This window comes from Rummeliibacillus sp. TYF005 (assembly GCF_003844195.1).
In the GTDB taxonomy this organism is placed as follows: domain Bacteria; phylum Bacillota; class Bacilli; order Bacillales_A; family Planococcaceae; genus Rummeliibacillus.
In genome coordinates this window covers 1-16,619 of record NZ_ML122577.1, presented here as the reverse complement: position 1 = coordinate 16,619, position 16,619 = coordinate 1, and the positions used below count along the sequence as shown (strand labels likewise).

Genomic DNA, 16,619 nt, shown 5'->3' with positions numbered 1-16,619 from the left:
TAGCTTTTCACTTTACTTTGGTCAAAGTACCTTTTGAGTGATAAGCATCAATAAATAATTGTTGTGAATCTTGAGGTATTTTTACTGAAAGATAGATCTTCTCTGGGGAGCTATAATCTCCAAAGGTTTTATTGTTAATTCTTATAAAATCTTCATTAACATTCATATATACGTTATTTTTTAATACTTTTTTATTTGTGTCACTTAATTTATTATAAATTGGTTTGTATTCACTACCTGGTCCATTGTTCTTCCATACCATGAACTGCATTGCTCTAGGAACCCCAATAAATGTATTTAATTGAATGGTTGGATTGCTGGCACCACTCAATAATATACCGCGAGTATTATCATTGAGATTGCTTTTATCCCCTATATCTGTAAAGGTATTTTTTTCAATAATAAGATCAGACCAATTCATCACTCGAATGGCATCTGAGTACATATTTTGAATAGTGTTATTACGAATTACGACTTTTTTATGTATACTACCTTCAGAATACTTATGTGTTCCAATAGCTCGATCCAAACCATCGAATACGTTATTAGTGATTAAAACATCGTTATTTGCCTGTTTATCATATTTACTCCAATCATGTGTAAATCCTTGTGTTGCAAGATCAGGTGTATCTAAATTGATGCCTTCTTTATCATGCTCTTCCCAATGTATTGACGAATTAAAAGAAGAATTCTTTATAACAACATGCTTAGATGCGTCGAGTTCGATAAAATGACCACCATACATATTTTCAAATTGAATATGATCAATTGTAATATTCGAGTTATGCCCCATAACAATTCCTAATGATTGAAAATCATAGTTTATATCAATTGTTGCATCGCCTTTGCCGATCAGTTTAATATTTTTTTCTCCATTAAACTTGCCATATACATGCTTCTTATTAGCTTTGGATGGACGGACAAATTGAAAAATTGAGTGGGATGGCTCCATATTCTTTACGCCTGTTTTAATTCCCTTAACAATTTTTACACCATTTTCCAATTGAATTGTAACATTAGATGGTACATATAAAGAATTCGTTACTATATACGTTCCCTTTTTTAAAACTAATTTTCCGCCACCGGTTTTTTCTAGCTTTTCAAGATACGAGCGAAGCATATAATATGTTTTCGTATTGCTATTGTATGTAGAAAATTTCGTCATCTTTTTATCTAGTACTTTAGTTTTGGTAGTTAAAGTATACGTTGGCTTTTTGGGTGTCTTTGTCTTTGCATTAGATATAGATTTTGTTCCCATAAAAATAAACAAAACTACCGCAAAGATTAAGAATGAAACAGCAGCTTTCCTAAAATATTCAAATGGAGTATTTCTTTTTGCCTTCATTTTTAAAATTTCCACATTAAACCATTTCCTTTTTGTTTAAAATATTGTTAATTACAATAGATAAGGACCAATTACCCATTATGGATAGTCTGATTTATATAGTATAACCCATACTTTTCATGTAAAAATATTAAATACAAATAAGAGCATAATTACCCATTTTCTAAAGAATTACTTTACAAAAATAGAATAGTATTAATGGTAAATTATATAAGAATCCTTTCCTATATTTATTTTTTAAACCTTCATAATTATAAAAGAATGGTTTTTCAGAAGAATTAGCACTCTTTATATAGGAATTAAGAATTAGAAAGGAATTCAATTAATTAATGAAAGCAGCAATATATACTTAACGGGCGTTAGTCATATAAAAATGGACATACCATATTTGCATATTATCTACAGTATGTCCTTTAATTTTATGATATTTTACAAGGATTAAACATATTGATAAATATCCATTTGTAGTTTTTCAAAATTAGTAGATAAAATTTCTGGGCGTAACGGTTTTCCACATAAGTATCCTTGGATATAGTCGCATTCTAATTCAGCTAAAAAGGCGAATTGGTTGATATCTTCTACACCTTCAGCGATTATCTTCAATTTTAATAGTTTTGCCAAAGAAATAATCATTGAAATCATAACAGTATCCTGATCGTTAGCGGGAATATTCTTTACAAAAGAACGGTCTATTTTTAAACAATCGATTGGGAAATCTTTTAAATAAGAAAGCGATGAATATCCTGTTCCAAAGTCATCAATGGCGATTTTTAAGCCCAATTGTTTTAATGCATGTAAAGTTTTAATCGTATAACTCGTTTCCATTGTCATACTTTCTGTGATTTCTAATTCTAATAATTCTGGCGATAGCTTCGTTTTCTGAAGCTTTTGTTCTACCATTTGCACTAAATTATGTTGGTAAAATTGACGAATCGATAAATTGACAGCTACCCCTATGTTCCCTAAACCTTCTTCTTGCCATTTTTTAGCTTGTGTACAAGCTGTTTCTAATACCCATTCGCCGATTGGCACTATAAGCCCAGTTTCTTCAGCAATCGGAATAAATGTAACTGGAGAAATAATTCCTTTTTCAGGATGTCTCCAACGAAGTAAAGCTTCTACAGAATCGATATGACCCGTTTTCACATTAACTTGCGGTTGATATTCTAGGAACAGCTCCTTATTCTCAAGCGCTCTATGCAAATCATGTTCCAATATTAGTCTTTCTTCAAGGTACTGTTCCATATCTGGTTGATAAATGAGATAACGCTCTATTTCATTTTGAGCCCTTCCTTTTGCAATCTGGGCATGTTTAATGAGTATCTCCATATTATCCCCATGTTCTGGTGATATGGAAATACCTATGTTTAATTTTACTTTTAAATTAAAATGCTGAACTTGAAATTCTTCTTGCATACATTCGTGAATTTGCTTACTAACTGCAACCACTTCGTCGATATTCCCTAATTCATGAAGAATAATGATAAATTCTCCACCACTTAATCTACTGATAAAAATTTTACTTGGTAATAATCCTCTTAAACGAACCGAAACTTCTTGTAATATCGTATCCGTTATAGAAGAACCGAGTGATTCATTTATAAATTTTAATCGATCAATTTGAAGCATCATAACTGCTGTTTTTGAATTCCTTTTAGCCAACTCTTTAGAAAGATGCTCTTCTAAAAAACGTGAATTTGGTAGTCCTGTCAATTCATCATGATAGGCTGTATGATGAAGCGATTTTTGCGAATGTTCCAATTGTTGTTGGGCTTCAACTAACATTTCATAAGGTTCTTTAACAGAAGAATAATACAATGCCTTTAAGAAATACTGATAACTAACCAATGAAAAGAGATGACCTATTAAATTCCGAATATCATATACATTCTTATAAGTGGTAAACATTAAATTAGCTAATATTAAATAAATCGACCCTATTATTATCATCGATTTTTCTATTGTACTTATTTTTTTACTAAACCATAAATACCCTATTAGCAATAGTTGCAAAAAGATAGAAAAATATTGTAATCCATTTTTTAATGGAGTTGTTCCTATCCCTTCAATTACAAGATCAGGAAACAGATGCCTTGGATAATAGATTACTGCAACCCAAATAACCACATATATAATTGCACTTCCATAAATAATCTTTCGTTGCGCTGGAAAAATACTTTTAAATTTTAATATGTATATCAATAATAGTCCGCATGACAAAGTCAAACTGCTTATTATATAAAACCAAGTGGCCGAATAAGCAGAACTATTTTCGATAAAAAAAGGCATCCCTTTATAAGAAATTGTGTGAAAAGTTTCTAATAATCCTAGAGCTAAAAAAAGAGCTCCAATATACATTCGTTTCTCCCTTTGAGTATATGGGACTATAAGCCAAGCTTGAATCGCAATAGAAAATGATACTACAATAATTAGTATTTCTATAACCAAATGAATTGTCACATAATTATCTTCACCAAATACTCCATAAAAATTGCGGTTGAATATCAATGTCAATAAAAATAACAGAAGTGGTATGATGAACTTCCATTTATACTTTTTTAAAAGATCCCATTTTTCCATTTATCAATATCTCCTTTCCTTAAATTCTTAGTGACTTCTTAATGCTAACGTTAAGTTGGTAAAGGAAAATAGTTACAGGTATTTTGGATTATTAATTCGATATATTTTTACATAAAAATCATATTATTGATTACATTATACCCATATAAATAACATGTTACTAGAATAAATTTAGTTGATTTTTAATATATTAAAATATTCATTCTTATTTTCGCCATTATTTATCCTTTTTAAGGAATTCACCTTTATTCCTATAAAAATAGGGGCTAAAAATATTTAGCCCCCATAAATCTCAATGTGTTGTCCAGCTATGAGCAAATTTTAAAAGCCTTTAGAATTATAATACAATTCGTCGCATTTTCGGTTTGAATGTTTTACAACATGTATCTGCTGAATGGTTTGCTTTATCAGCAAGTGCTTTTAAGTCAAACTCTTCAGCAAACTCTACATTTCTGTTTCTGGATTGATCCATCTGAACTTCTATTTTCTCAGCTCCACATACGTTTCCTTCGGCGTGAAAAAAACAATCCGATACAGTACATTTAACTTTTATATTTGGCATAGCGTCCTCCTCATTGATTTGTTGTGAAAAATATGTTGAGGATAACAAAATCCTTAATATTCTTCAATTTTATTTTAACCAATTCGACTATTTTTATTTTTGGTTTAATTTTTGGATTTTGTTCATTATAAAAAGGACATCAATTTTCAAAAGAAAAATTTCGATGTCCTTTAAGACTTCACTTATTGTGAAATATGGTGTTTACTTTTGGTTTAATTTTTCTAACTCTTTAATAGCCATGATTACTCTAGATGCAGTTATTTCCCCTACTGGCATTAAGTGTATTTCTTGTTCTGGCACGGTTGCCTTTTCAGCTACTCTTGCGATTATTTCATCAGTAATTTCATGAATACCCAAATCAGTCAAAGAGAACGGTAAACCTAATTGATGATAGAACGGTTTTAGACGTTCGATTTCATCCAAGCGATTTTCAAGTACTAATTGTACTAAAATTCCATAAGCTACTTTTGATCCGTGCAATGCTTGATGTGTTTCTTCTAAAACTGTTAATCCATCATGAATGGAATGTGCACCTGTCGTTCTACCATACTCATCCCCAAATCCTCCAACCATTCCTGCATAAACAATAATCGTTTCCACCGCTTTAATAAAATCATCATTTACTTGGCCAGTTTGAACTGCTTTTACTCCTTCTTGGAAGGACTCTAACAGAATATCTTTACACTGTTTTGCAGAATAATACGAAATCATCATTGGAACGGTTTTGTTTTCAATGGTTTTCAATTGTACATCAGCTTCATACCATTTCGCGATTGTGTCGCCAATCCCTGCGATAAACATATCGAGTGGTCCTTTCACTAAAATTTCGGGTTCAATTAATAACAAACTAGTTGAAACTGGATAAATATCAAAACGTACGTAGGCACCAAAGTCATCGTATAGTACACTTAGCGGTGTCCAAGGAGCGCAATTCGAAGCTAAAGTAGGGATTAGTATGACAGGCTTATGCGTATTGTTACCGCTTGCCTTTACTAAATCTAAAACTTTTCCTCCTCCTACACCAATAATGGCATCATATTGCTGAGAAACGACTAAATTAGTAACTTGCTCAATTTCAGATAACGAGCACTCACCACCATATGTATATTCTGTTGTTTGAATCTCAGTCATTTGTGGCCAATAATCTTTTGCCGCTTCCCACGATTTAACACCATGGACAACTAAGGCTTTTTTTACATTTCTTTCTACTAATTTTGACTCTAAAAGATTTAACGCACCCTTTTCCAAAATATATTCACTTGGTGCAGCATGTACATGTATTGTTTTCAATTTTCCCACTCTTTCTAAAATATTGATACTTTTCTATCCATTATAAAGCTCTTAAAGTAACTTTCAATCATTATTTTCAAAAAATAAATTAAAATCAGAACTCTAATAATTATTGATAATGGTTTGTGATAAAAAATCAATACAAAGCCATATTAAGTATGATTCATATCGAAAGGAGAATGCATCCATATGGGAAGAGACAACAAACAAGGAAAAAGCAAAAACAAAGGCTCACTACCACAAACACCCGCGAACCAAAAAATAGCCCCTTCACAAGCAAAAGAAGAAGTAGCTGCTGAGTTACTAGAATTAGAAAAATTAGCAAATCAAAATAAAAATCACCCTCAAAAATAGGAGGTAATTAAATGGAATATCAACGTGCCCAAGAAATCGTTGCCTCACCTAAAGAATTTGAAGTAAGTTATAACGGTGTATCTGTTTGGATCGATAAACTGTTAAATGAAAGAACCGCAACTGTCCATTTGAGACATTCATTGGAAGAAAGATCCGAAGTGGATATTTCCGAATTAAAGGAAGAGAAATTATTGCAATAACATAAATTTCAAGTGGGGATTCTTTTCTCCCCACTTTTGTTAAAGTGTAAATTAAAGTATAATCCACAATGCCATTGATTAAGATACTTTGCAAATCATATTATATTCTGGTATTATATATTTGATGTGTTTATAAAAGTAAAATGTAAGACGGATCTACTATTCTTAGAGAAATCCAAACAATTACATATTTAGCCCTTATAGCTCAGCTGGATAGAGCAAAAGTTTCCTAAACTTTAGGTCGCAGGTTCAAGTCCTGTTAAGGGCATATTTTAACGGTTCAAACCCTTGATATATCAAGGGTTTTTATTTTTTTGTGTAGTAAATATTTATTTTTGTTATTAGTTTTGCAGCTTTGTGTTTTTTAGATAATTATCACTTATCCCTCCTACTTCACTCCACAATTATTTATTCTTTGCATAGAAATTAAATTTAATGGGCAAAATAAAACCAATAGAATATGGAGGTGAAAATCTAATGATTAAAATCACTGCAGAAATTAATTTAAATGATTTCCTTTTGATTTTAATTATCCTTTTTAGTTAGTGCTTGAGTTCTCACAGGACAATGCATTAATTAATGTTGAATACATATTAAACCAAATACATCATTCATTTTTAACCAATGAAGTACATATTCCAATCCTGCTACACCTTATCAAATTCTATGCTTTGTCCTGTTGTTATTCAGATTTGCAATTAACTTAATTACACATTCAGAAGTAGGCCATGATTAGTTTATTCGCTCTTTAGTCGAGTTTATTCGCTCCCGTAGTCGTTTTATTCGCTCTTCGGTCAAGTTTATTCGCTCCATTTGGAATTGTATTCGCCCTTTCAGCATTTTAAGTCCTTTTTTCTGGCTATCTACCATTTCGAAATTATTTATTATCTATCACTTTTAAAATCTTTATTGTCTCCATTGTTTATTCGCTCTTTGATCGAGTTTATTCGCTCCCGTAGTCGTTTTATTCGCTCTTCGGTCAAGTTTATTCGCTCCATTTGGAATTGTATTCGCCCTTTCAGCATTTTAAGTCCTTTTTTCTGGCTATCTACCATTTCGAAATTGATTTATTATCTATTACTTTTAAAATCTTTATTGTCTCCATTGTTTATTCGCTCTTCGGTCAAGTTTATCCGCTCCATTCCAAATTGTATTCGCTCTTTCAGCAATTTAAGTCCTGGTTTCTGGTAATCTACCATTAGCAACAATTTCTCATTTCATCTCACATTCAAATCGCTAAATATACAAAATTATCATAATATTTAGTAGTTAAGTATTGGATTACGGTATAATTAAAGAAAGGAGGCGGAATGGATGATTAAACAATCGGTCATTGAAAATGTGTTAGAAATGGCGCTTTCAACTGGTGGCGACTTTTCTGAAATCTTTATTGAGGACAAATATGTGAACTCACTAACCTTACTGAGCAATAAGATTGAAAAGAGTATATCTGGTCGTGATTTTGGTATCGGAATTCGTATCTTTTCAGGGCTTCAAAGTATTTATACTTATACGAATGATTTTTCAGAAGAAGGTCTTTTATTAGCCGCTAAAAAAGCGGCACTTGCGATTAAGGGTGGAGAAAATGGTACTATTCATCCACTAAGTAAGAGAATATTTCCAACAGTTAACCCAATTGCACAGCTCCCGCTATCGGTTGAGCACGCCAGAAAAGTTGCCGTTATGAGGCAAGCGAATGACATCGCTAGAAACTATGACTCTCGCATTAATCAAGTAGCTGTTCGCTGTTTAGATGAAGTGCAAAATGTTATCGTTGCAAATTCAGAAGGGACATTTGCGGAAGATAAGCGCGTGCACAGTCGACTAGCTATTCAATCTACTGCTTCTGAAGGAAATGAAGTGCAAACAGGGTTTTATGGTCCGGGTGCACATGCTGGTTTTGAGTTCATCGAAAATTTAGACTTAAATCACTATGCCGGAGAATCTGCGCGGATTGCTATAAATATGCTTCATGCAGATGAGTGCCCAAGTGGTAAATTCCCCGTTATAATCGATAATGAATTTGGAGGAGTTATATTCCACGAGGCATGTGGCCATGGTCTTGAAGCCACTGCAGTAGCAAAAAATAATTCCGTTTTTGCTGGGAAAATTGGAGAAAAAGTAGCTTCTGAAATTGTTACTTATATTGATGATGGTACTCTTCCGAACGAGTGGGGCTCCTTAAACATGGACGATGAAGGAGAAAAGACACAAAAAAATATATTAATCGAAAATGGTATTTTGAAAGGTTACTTGATCGATAAATTTAATGCTCGACGGATGCATGCACAGCCAACAGGCTCTTCTCGCCGTGAATCATACCGTTTCAGTCCTACTTCTCGAATGACAAATACCTTTATCGCTCCAGGCACTTCAACACCTGAAGAAATTATTGCAGATACTGAATATGGTCTGTATGCCAAATATATGGGTGGTGGTCAAGTAAATCCTTCAACAGGTGACTATAACTTTGCAGTAGCAGAGGCCTATATTGTGAAAAATGGTAAAATTGAACGCCCTGTTCGAGGTGCAACACTAATTGGAAACGGTGCAAAGACGTTACAACTAGTAGATCGCGTTGGTAATAACCTTGCCCACGGCGCTGGTATGTGTGGTTCACAGAGTGGTAGCATCCCAGTTAATGTAGGTCAGCCTATGATTCGTGTTAGTGAAATTACAGTCGGTGGGACGAAGGGAGAATAAGCGATGATACAAAAAGAATTCAATGAACAACTTCTTCAAGCTGCTTTGAATGCTGGGTTTCAAGAAGCTGAAATATACTATCAAAGCGCTGAATCTTTTGAATGTACCGTTTTTGAAGGAGAGATTGATAGTTATGAAACGTCTGAAGATGGAGGTCTAGGTTTTCGTGGACTATATAATGGAAAGATGGGCTATTCTTATACCGAAAAAATTGATGTAGACTCTATTCCATTTTTAATTGACAGCGCCATCGCCAATGCTTCAATTCTCGATGAGACTGACGGTACAGATATCTTTGGAGGCAGTCCAAAATATGAAAACCATGATTTTTATTTTGAGAAACTTGATAAAGTCGAAATCCCAGAAAAAATTGCGCTTCTTTGTTCGATTGAAGAAAAAATCAGAGCTTATGATCCTCGTATAATTACCCTTGATTATTGTGGATTAAGTGAAACGAAATCCGAACGTTCAATAAGGAATAGCAAGGGGCTTTCATTGTCAGAAAAGAAAAATGGTCTTATACTCTACTTTTCGACAGTTGTTCGAGATGGAGAAGAAACAAAATCCGGCTTTTATATCAAAAGAACAAATGACTTTTATGCCTTGGATGCTGATAATATTGCTAAAGAAGCGGCGGAAGAAGCACTTGCTTACTTATATGAACAATCCATTCCAACAGGGAAATATCCAATACTTTTAAGGCATAATACCGCCGCGTCATTACTCAGCACATTCTCGCCCATCTTCTCTGCAGAAAACACACAAAAGGATCAATCTCTTTTAAAAGGGAAAGTAGGAGAAAAAATAGCAGCTGATCAATTAAATATAATTGACGACCCATTCCACTCATTTTCACTAAACGGAGCCAATTTCGATGGTGAAGGTGTGGCAACTAAAAGACACGCTATTATAACAAATGGTACGTTAAACACATTACTTCATAACCGAAAAACAGCTAAAATCGACGGTTGTGAGACTACTGGTAATGCTGCAAAATCATCCTATAAGGGCACAATTTCCGTTGCGCCACAGAATATGTACATCGCACCGGGTCAAAGAACAAAAGAGGAAGTAATCTCGTCTATTAACGAAGGTCTTCTTGTGACAAAGCTATCTGGTCTCCACTCTGGAACAAATACTATATCTGGTGACTTCTCAGTTGCTGCAAGTGGCTTCTATATTAAAGATGGTCAAATTTCATCACCTGTCAAACAAATCACTATTGCTGGAAATTTTTATAATCTAATGAAAAACATCAAAGAAACTTGCTCAGATTTAGAATTCTCCTCCAGTTTTGGTTCACCTTCTATTTTAGTAAATGAGCTTTATGTAACGGTAGATTAAATATTTTGATTTTTTAACTTTGTGAACTACCAACACGAAATTGTGTAATTGCTTAGCATAAACAAAAATACACAGCACTAATTTATAGTGCTGTGCATTTTTTATTACTCTACTATTTTTGTATACCAAGCCGGATTTCCTTTTGTTGTTTGGTTACCTTTGCTTAAATAATGGAAGGATATATTGTGGGCTTTTAGTTTTTCCATAAAAGGCTTAACTTCTTCGTTAGCTACAACCCATAAGCTTCCATCTTGAAGTCGGTAATCAACAACTTCGAACCCTAAGTCTTGTAAAAATTGGGCGATCGAAGTTTTTCCTTCAATCACTACATTTTGAATAAGTTCTGGTGGAATTTCATTTAAATTTGATAGCGAAAAAGATTTGGATTCGATTTTTTCTTTTTGAGTGAGTATCACTTTTGACTTTTTAGGAATTTCTTCTTTTGTTCGTGGTTGTTTATCTTGAATATAAAGCTGTTTTTTTACTTCTGGTTGTTCAGCGGTTTCTAGCTTGACTTTGGATTTTACTTCTTTTCCTGTTTTAGCTTCTACTTCTGATTCTTTTTCTATTGCCTTTTCTTCTATTTCCACTTCTGCCTCTGTTTTCGCTTTCACTTCTACTTCTACCTCTACCTCTACCTCTTTTTCAACTTTCGCTTCTATCTCCGTTTCAACTCTTACTTCATCTGCTTCAATTTCTTTTTCTATTTTTGCTTTTGTTTCTTCTTTTATTTCTTCTTTTGCTTCAATTTCTATTTCATTATTTACTTCTACTACCTCTTCTTTCTCGACTTTTAACTCTATATCAGCCTCTGCCTTTGCTTCTTTTTCGGCCTCTATTTCTGTATGTGCTTCTGCTTCGTCTTTTACTACGTTGGTGGATAATTTTATAATTGTGTCTTGCTCTGGGTCTTCTTGATTTTTGTTACGTTCATCCGTTTCTTGTGGCTTCTTTATGATTTCTAGTTCAGGGCCATTTTGGCCTTTTTTGCTCTTCTCTAATGGTTTAAGTAATTCTAATTTTTCTGCTACTTCTTGATAACCTTCATTTATTTTATCTTGTGAAATAGGTTTTTGAGTTTGAAATTGAAATTGAATACTTGGTATTTCTTTTTTAACATCTATGCTTAATGTCTTTTCATGATTGGAAGGTTCTTCTTTTAGCGGGTAAATCCCAAGACTTAATAATGTTGCCCAAAGCCCTTCCATTGTTTTGGCTTGATCCGCATAGAAGGATCTGCCATTCACTGTCCAGAATTTTAAGTTTGCCTTTTCTAAAGCTTCGCGCTTTAAAAGATTTTCTTCGTATTTTTCAGTTCCACTCCATTTTTCCCCATCACATTCAACTGCTAGTCGTTCTTTCCGTCCTTCAATGACAAAGTCAATGCAATAGTCTCCAATTTTAAATTTCGGTATTACATAATAGCCCTTTGAGATAATCCATCTCAACACATCGACTTCGAAAGAAGATTCACATTGCTGCTCTAATGCTTTTAACTTTAACGGTTTAATCGGTAATTGCTCGTGAGTGAAAGGAATATTTCCCGGGACAGAATAGTGAGTATCTTGAATTTTAATTTTATTTTTTTTTGCCACAGTCTGTTCTGCAATATTGAAAATCGAGTGGGAACCATCATACAAAGAATAATTTGGAATGTCTTGGATGTATTGCTGAATCAATTCTGTTACTTCTTCACCACTATATTGAGTCGTTGAATAAGTTCCTTTTTCGTCTCCAATAAGGATTACTTTTTCACCTCTAATTAAAACATTCAAAGCAAAAATGTCTAATTGATCACTAGAGTCTAAAATAACTACATCAAATTTTTCATTTGTTACTGGTAAGGTTCTAAAGACTTCTTGAATCGGCATGATCCAAACAGGTATAGCATTTTGAGCTTTTCTGATTGACTTTCTTGCTCCCTCGATAAATTTAACTGCATGTTTTCCTTTTCCTGCACCTATTTTCTTTGTATAGAACTTCCAATCTTTGAGTGCTGATTTTTCATCATCTGACATACGTTCAATTTGGAATAACCAACTCGCATCTTTGATGATTTCTTGTATCAATTTTCTTTGCATTTTCTTTGTATATTGAAGCTGTTTTTTAACAGTTTTACTATTTATATCACTATCTTCTTTTAACCAAGTTTCCATTTTCTTCAGCGTAAATGCATCTTTATAGTTTGTTGGTTCTAGATTTTCTTTACCCAAATTGTTTCTTAAATATTCTGCTGTAAGTGGCATTTTCGCCGCTAATTTATCGAGGTGTGTTTTCCATTTATCAATAATAAGTTGTCTTTTCTTCTGTTCATTTAGTTGTCTTATCAATAATTGCCAAGTATCAAAATCTTTTTCTTGATAAGCGATTAAAAATCCATGAGCAATCGGATGGATGTCTTCTGTTTTTGTTAAATTCACTAATCGATCCAATACTTCTTCGTATGATTGTTGCCATTTTGTTAATTTCATATAATTTAGTGTGTGTTCAATTTCATTTTTTAACTTTGTATAGAATTCCGTATCGAAAATATTGCCTACTGGCAGATTCTCAACTTGAAGTTTTGATGAAAGTGTATTGTTAAGTTCTACGATATTAATAATTCCCTTTAGAATATTAACTTTTTCCTCTAATACTTCAGGAAACTCTTTCACCGTGATATCCATCTCAGGAATGCCCACTTCACTGAAGTTCTGGTTAAATAATCTAGCTAATTTTGTAATAAGCCCTCTATATTCCAAATATTTTTGAAGTGTTATAATATCCTCTAAATTTTTAACGGGTCTACCATTTAACACAGCTGTTTGGAAGAGATATTTGGTTGTTTTCCCTTTAAGCATGAAGAATAGAGAATTTGGCAATTTTCCAGATAGGATCCGCTCTCTTGCCATATCCAAATCGAATTGAATTTCACTAGTCAATTTTTTAGGTAATGCAATTCTATGGCTGATCACCTCTGGATACAGTGAAAGTGCTTTTTCATTAAATTGCGTGATTTGATCAAGAAGTTTAACCCAGTATTCTTTTCTGTTCTCACTAGAAAGTAATTCTTGAATAAACGTGAAGTAAGTTTCTTCTTTTACTAAATATTGAGTTGCACTTATTTCTTCCACAATATCTTTCATTATAAGTAATGGGGACTTTTTAGACGCTGTTAGATCAATTGGTAGAATATATTGCATATCAATATCATCCGTTATTTTCTTCTCTTCTTCCAATAGCGTTTTAAGTGAAGATTCACTGATTAGTTCGTTTTGAATAGACGGCAGATTAGTATGAAGCAGTACTGTGTCTTTTTGATTTAAAGAGTTGTACAGTAAACAGAATTCTTCCCATTCTTCCGCATTCAATGGAAATTTCATGATAAGCGGTAAATCGTCTTTAATCCATTGATAATTGACAGCTGGCTCTGCTAGTTGTTTTGCAACATCATATTTGTATAAAGACTGCTTTTTATACTTAATAGGTGTGCCTTCAGACTTTGCATATTTCTTTAAAATCTTATTATATAATTTTTCGTTTTCGTTGCTTTGAATTAGTAATAGTTGGTTACTTCTTATTTTTTCTTTTAATGCTTGAACATTTAAATTCTCTAATCGATCAGCAATAACACTTATTGCCCTTTCAATTTCCACATTTTCATCTAAATCTTCATCTACTATCGAAACGCATAAATCTTTAATATCGTCTGGAATTTGATCTTTTAGTGTGGCAAGAGGGCTATCTTTTTGTGTAGTTATGAGGATTTTTTTTCCCTCAGTTAAATAATGACTTACTATATTTGCAACTGTTTCTGCTTCTACAGTTTTATCATCAAATTGAACGATAACATTGTCACTTTTTTCTACATTTTGGATGATTTCTTTTTGTTGTTTAGTTGAATTTCGTGGGAAATATAATTGTTCAGGTATAGTGGTTTGAAGGAAATTAGGTTTTGCTTCTTTAACTGTTGGAGCAAATCCTAGAATTCTTTGAATAGTATTTGGGAGTTCCATTCTGTTTTGATCTATGGCTTTCATCATTTTTCTTAAATCATTTGCTAAGATATTGTTCTTTTTGTTGCGAATGATTAAATACGATTCGTCTAAAATAACAGGTATGTTTTTGCTATAAAGTGCTGTGTTTTTTTCGATAAAACGTCCATTTGGATCTAGCGCTTTTGCGAGTTTTTTCCATTCTTCTGTAAGATCTGCTATGAAGTTCATATTCTCAATTTTTTTAATAAGTGATTTAAATTCTTCGCTTTTCGGTTGCGGCAAATCATCCAATAAGTCATATTCGAAATGTAATTTTTTTGTGATATCCTTTAGCGCAATCATGTTATCTTCTGAATTATAGGTTAATGTAACTTTTGCTGTAAATAGAGGAAGTTCTATATCTTCTCCTTTAGCTACTCCTCCCCACTTTAATATTCCCTTAGTTAGCACTATTTCAATTTCATCACTTTTGTCCTCTAACGTTTTATAAACCTCTTTTAATTCCGCATAAAGATGGTTAGCCCGGTCAAATTGCCTTTTCCTAGCTGCCCATGCTTTCCATTCGGCTAGTTGTTGATCGTTTTTGTTGTTTTTACTTTCTTTTAGAATATCTTCAATCTTTTTATGATTTTGGATGGAAGTAATTCCTGAGTCTTTATTGAGCTTTACATTTGTCCATTTAACTAATTCTGGATAAGGTCGAGGGCAAACAAGAGCTGTATGTTCGAGAGTGGGTTTATGTATTTCGAATAAGTTGGATGGTTGCCCGCATTGATTGCCAATTGTACAGCCCTCAATTTCACCTAGTTCTTCAAATACCCAAGTTTTCTCGTAATCTTGAATCGTCCGAACGGTTTTACTATTTAAAGATGATAGTGCAAATAAATATTCAAAAAATCTTTTTCCTTTATCATTAATTTGGTTCTGCAAAATCAACACTCCTATCTTTTTCTGTCATATATCTAGAAGGCCATTCAGTACCCATTTAACTATTTAAATATATGCACTAAAAGATAGACTATTCCTTACAAGAGGAATAATTAAACATTTCTAATTAGATATTGTAGTTTTCCGAAATCTTGTTACGAACTTCAAATTACGGAGCTGAGATTAAAAAAATGCTCTTCTTCATATAATGAGGAAAAGCATTTTCTATACTTAATCAGAATTTAACTTATTGCATTAACTGCTATATCAATTATTCACTTAGTTCTTTCTTCATTTCTTTCAATTCTTCTATTTGTTCTTTCGTCAGTTGGATTAACTCCGCTGTAGCTGTATCAATGATTTTAGAAGCTTGCAATTGTTTTAATGTTTCCTGTGCATCTTCAAGCATCATTTCAATATTTTCAAGTTTTAACATTCCCATTTAATCTACTCCTTAAAAAACATCCTTTAAAGCTTTTCTATTATAGCTTATTTTAAGTGTTACCGCATGAATTCTAAGTCTAATTGTTATGTGAAAATCAAACAGTTCAAAAAAATTCCGTTTATTTTATAGACAATAGTATAAGCAAAATGTTGTCAATAACATATTCTAATACATATATTTTTTCAATATCCAATTACTTATAGTCTCATTAAAATTTTTATTTAAAAAGAAGGAGTTTTTCTTTTCCTGTAGAATATAACAAATAACAATTTTCTAAATTTTCTTTCTATTTTAAAGTTAGGTAATAATTTTCACTATTTGAGCACATATTATACATAAACAAATTTCTGTTTATGAATATAAAAAAGGAGTTGATAGAGATGAAAGTAGTTTTGATTAATGGGCAATACTTAGCCATTATAAACGAATCTCAAGTTGTTGAGACGAGAGAGCTGCCAGAAGGTGTTAATCTTGGTGCAATGGGAGAAGTCGAATATGACCACCAAACAGGCCAAATTATCATTGATGGACAGATTTATTAATCTTAGTCCATCTTTTTTTATTTCCGTTTAAAAAGGCTATCTTGAAAGCCTAAATAACCTTCAAGAATAGCCTTTTTATCATTTTAATTTGATACCTGAACCTTCAAAAATGAGCTTGCTGATGCATTTTCATAATTATTGGACTTTCACTTTTTTAACCTTTGACTTATTTCCTGCTTTATCTTTTACATAGATCAATATTTCTGTACCTTTTTTATACGTTTGAATAGTTCCTCGTGCTGTTCCTTTGCTTGAAGCCTTAAGTGTTTTAAGCTTTTTCGTATTTTTATATACATAAATCGTTGCATTTGGCTCTGTAAAATCGAGTAGGAGGGAGTGATTAACTCCCG

General features: G+C 32.6%; 12 protein-coding genes and 1 tRNA gene. 6 read left to right on the top strand and 7 right to left on the bottom strand.

Features of this window, described 5'->3' with window-relative positions:
* Window positions 1-7: 7 nt before the first annotated feature.
* The 4 genes from CW357_RS14710 to CW357_RS14695 form a co-directional block, all read right to left on the bottom strand.
* Window positions 8-1,360 (bottom strand): right-handed parallel beta-helix repeat-containing protein, encoded by a 1,353-nt coding sequence (locus CW357_RS14710; protein ID WP_241155118.1) that lies wholly within the window; start codon window positions 1,358-1,360, stop codon window positions 8-10.
* A 423-nt stretch (window positions 1,361-1,783) separates the two neighbouring features.
* A complete protein-coding gene (locus CW357_RS14705; RefSeq protein WP_124218438.1) occupies window positions 1,784-3,925 on the bottom strand; it encodes a bifunctional diguanylate cyclase/phosphodiesterase in 2,142 nt (713 codons plus the stop codon).
* Window positions 3,926-4,262: 337 nt separating this feature from the next.
* On the bottom strand, window positions 4,263-4,487 hold the full coding sequence (locus CW357_RS14700) for a DUF1540 domain-containing protein (protein ID WP_119415415.1): 225 nt from the start codon (window positions 4,485-4,487) through the stop codon (window positions 4,263-4,265).
* 201 nt (window positions 4,488-4,688) lie between these two features.
* Window positions 4,689-5,777, bottom strand: a complete 1,089-nt coding sequence (locus CW357_RS14695; RefSeq protein ID WP_119415414.1) for an iron-containing alcohol dehydrogenase family protein — start codon at window positions 5,775-5,777, stop codon at window positions 4,689-4,691.
* Between the two features lie 189 nt (window positions 5,778-5,966).
* On the opposite strand from CW357_RS14695, the gene CW357_RS18340 reads away from it, so the two are divergent.
* The 5 genes from CW357_RS18340 to CW357_RS14675 all read left to right on the top strand — a co-directional run bounded on the left by CW357_RS18340 (window position 5,967) and on the right by CW357_RS14675 (window position 10,378).
* Window positions 5,967-6,131, top strand: coding sequence for a YfhD family protein (locus tag CW357_RS18340; RefSeq protein WP_164489616.1), 165 nt, complete (start codon window positions 5,967-5,969; stop codon window positions 6,129-6,131).
* Window positions 6,132-6,142: 11 nt separating this feature from the next.
* Window positions 6,143-6,331, top strand: coding sequence for an H-type small acid-soluble spore protein (locus tag CW357_RS14690; RefSeq protein WP_119415413.1), 189 nt, complete (start codon window positions 6,143-6,145; stop codon window positions 6,329-6,331).
* A gap of 194 nt (window positions 6,332-6,525) precedes the next feature.
* A tRNA-Arg gene (locus tag CW357_RS14685) sits at window positions 6,526-6,599 on the top strand.
* A 1,046-nt stretch (window positions 6,600-7,645) separates the two neighbouring features.
* Window positions 7,646-9,034 carry a TldD/PmbA family protein gene (locus CW357_RS14680; protein WP_119415412.1) on the top strand — a complete coding sequence of 463 codons (1,389 nt, stop codon included), beginning with the start codon at window positions 7,646-7,648 and terminating at the stop codon, window positions 9,032-9,034.
* 3 nt (window positions 9,035-9,037) lie between these two features.
* Window positions 9,038-10,378 (top strand): TldD/PmbA family protein, encoded by a 1,341-nt coding sequence (locus CW357_RS14675; protein ID WP_119415411.1) that lies wholly within the window; start codon window positions 9,038-9,040, stop codon window positions 10,376-10,378.
* 104 nt (window positions 10,379-10,482) lie between these two features.
* Here CW357_RS14675 and CW357_RS14670 read toward each other — a convergent pair whose 3' ends face one another.
* The gene (locus tag CW357_RS14670; protein ID WP_124218437.1) at window positions 10,483-15,285 is read right to left on the bottom strand and encodes a hypothetical protein; all 4,803 of its coding nucleotides are present in this window, start codon (window positions 15,283-15,285) and stop codon (window positions 10,483-10,485) included.
* Window positions 15,286-15,553: 268 nt separating this feature from the next.
* Window positions 15,554-15,724, bottom strand: coding sequence for a restriction endonuclease subunit S domain-containing protein (locus tag CW357_RS18335; RefSeq protein ID WP_158582336.1), 171 nt, complete (start codon window positions 15,722-15,724; stop codon window positions 15,554-15,556).
* Between the two features lie 383 nt (window positions 15,725-16,107).
* On the opposite strand from CW357_RS18335, the gene CW357_RS18330 reads away from it, so the two are divergent.
* Window positions 16,108-16,269 (top strand): hypothetical protein, encoded by a 162-nt coding sequence (locus tag CW357_RS18330; protein ID WP_158582335.1) that lies wholly within the window; start codon window positions 16,108-16,110, stop codon window positions 16,267-16,269.
* A gap of 135 nt (window positions 16,270-16,404) precedes the next feature.
* Here the strand turns inward: CW357_RS18330 and CW357_RS18325 are convergent.
* Window positions 16,405-16,619 (bottom strand): Ig-like domain-containing protein (locus tag CW357_RS18325; protein WP_371684275.1); only part of this gene is annotated, 215 nt, incomplete at its 5' end.

Bases quoted from the DNA above. Each gene is read 5' to 3' on its own strand.
- CW357_RS14675 (WP_119415411.1), top strand. From the start codon at position 9,038: ATGATACAAAAAGAATTCAATGAACAACTTCTTCAAGCTGCTTTGAAT.
- CW357_RS14705 (WP_124218438.1), bottom strand. From the start codon at position 3,925: ATGGAAAAATGGGATCTTTTAAAAAAGTATAAATGGAAGTTCATCATA.
- CW357_RS14680 (WP_119415412.1), top strand. From the start codon at position 7,646: ATGATTAAACAATCGGTCATTGAAAATGTGTTAGAAATGGCGCTTTCA.
- CW357_RS18340 (WP_164489616.1), top strand. From the start codon at position 5,967: ATGGGAAGAGACAACAAACAAGGAAAAAGCAAAAACAAAGGCTCACTA.
- CW357_RS14700 (WP_119415415.1), bottom strand. From the start codon at position 4,487: ATGCCAAATATAAAAGTTAAATGTACTGTATCGGATTGTTTTTTTCAC.
- CW357_RS14690 (WP_119415413.1), top strand. From the start codon at position 6,143: ATGGAATATCAACGTGCCCAAGAAATCGTTGCCTCACCTAAAGAATTT.
- CW357_RS18330 (WP_158582335.1), top strand. From the start codon at position 16,108: ATGAAAGTAGTTTTGATTAATGGGCAATACTTAGCCATTATAAACGAA.
- CW357_RS18335 (WP_158582336.1), bottom strand. From the start codon at position 15,724: ATGGGAATGTTAAAACTTGAAAATATTGAAATGATGCTTGAAGATGCA.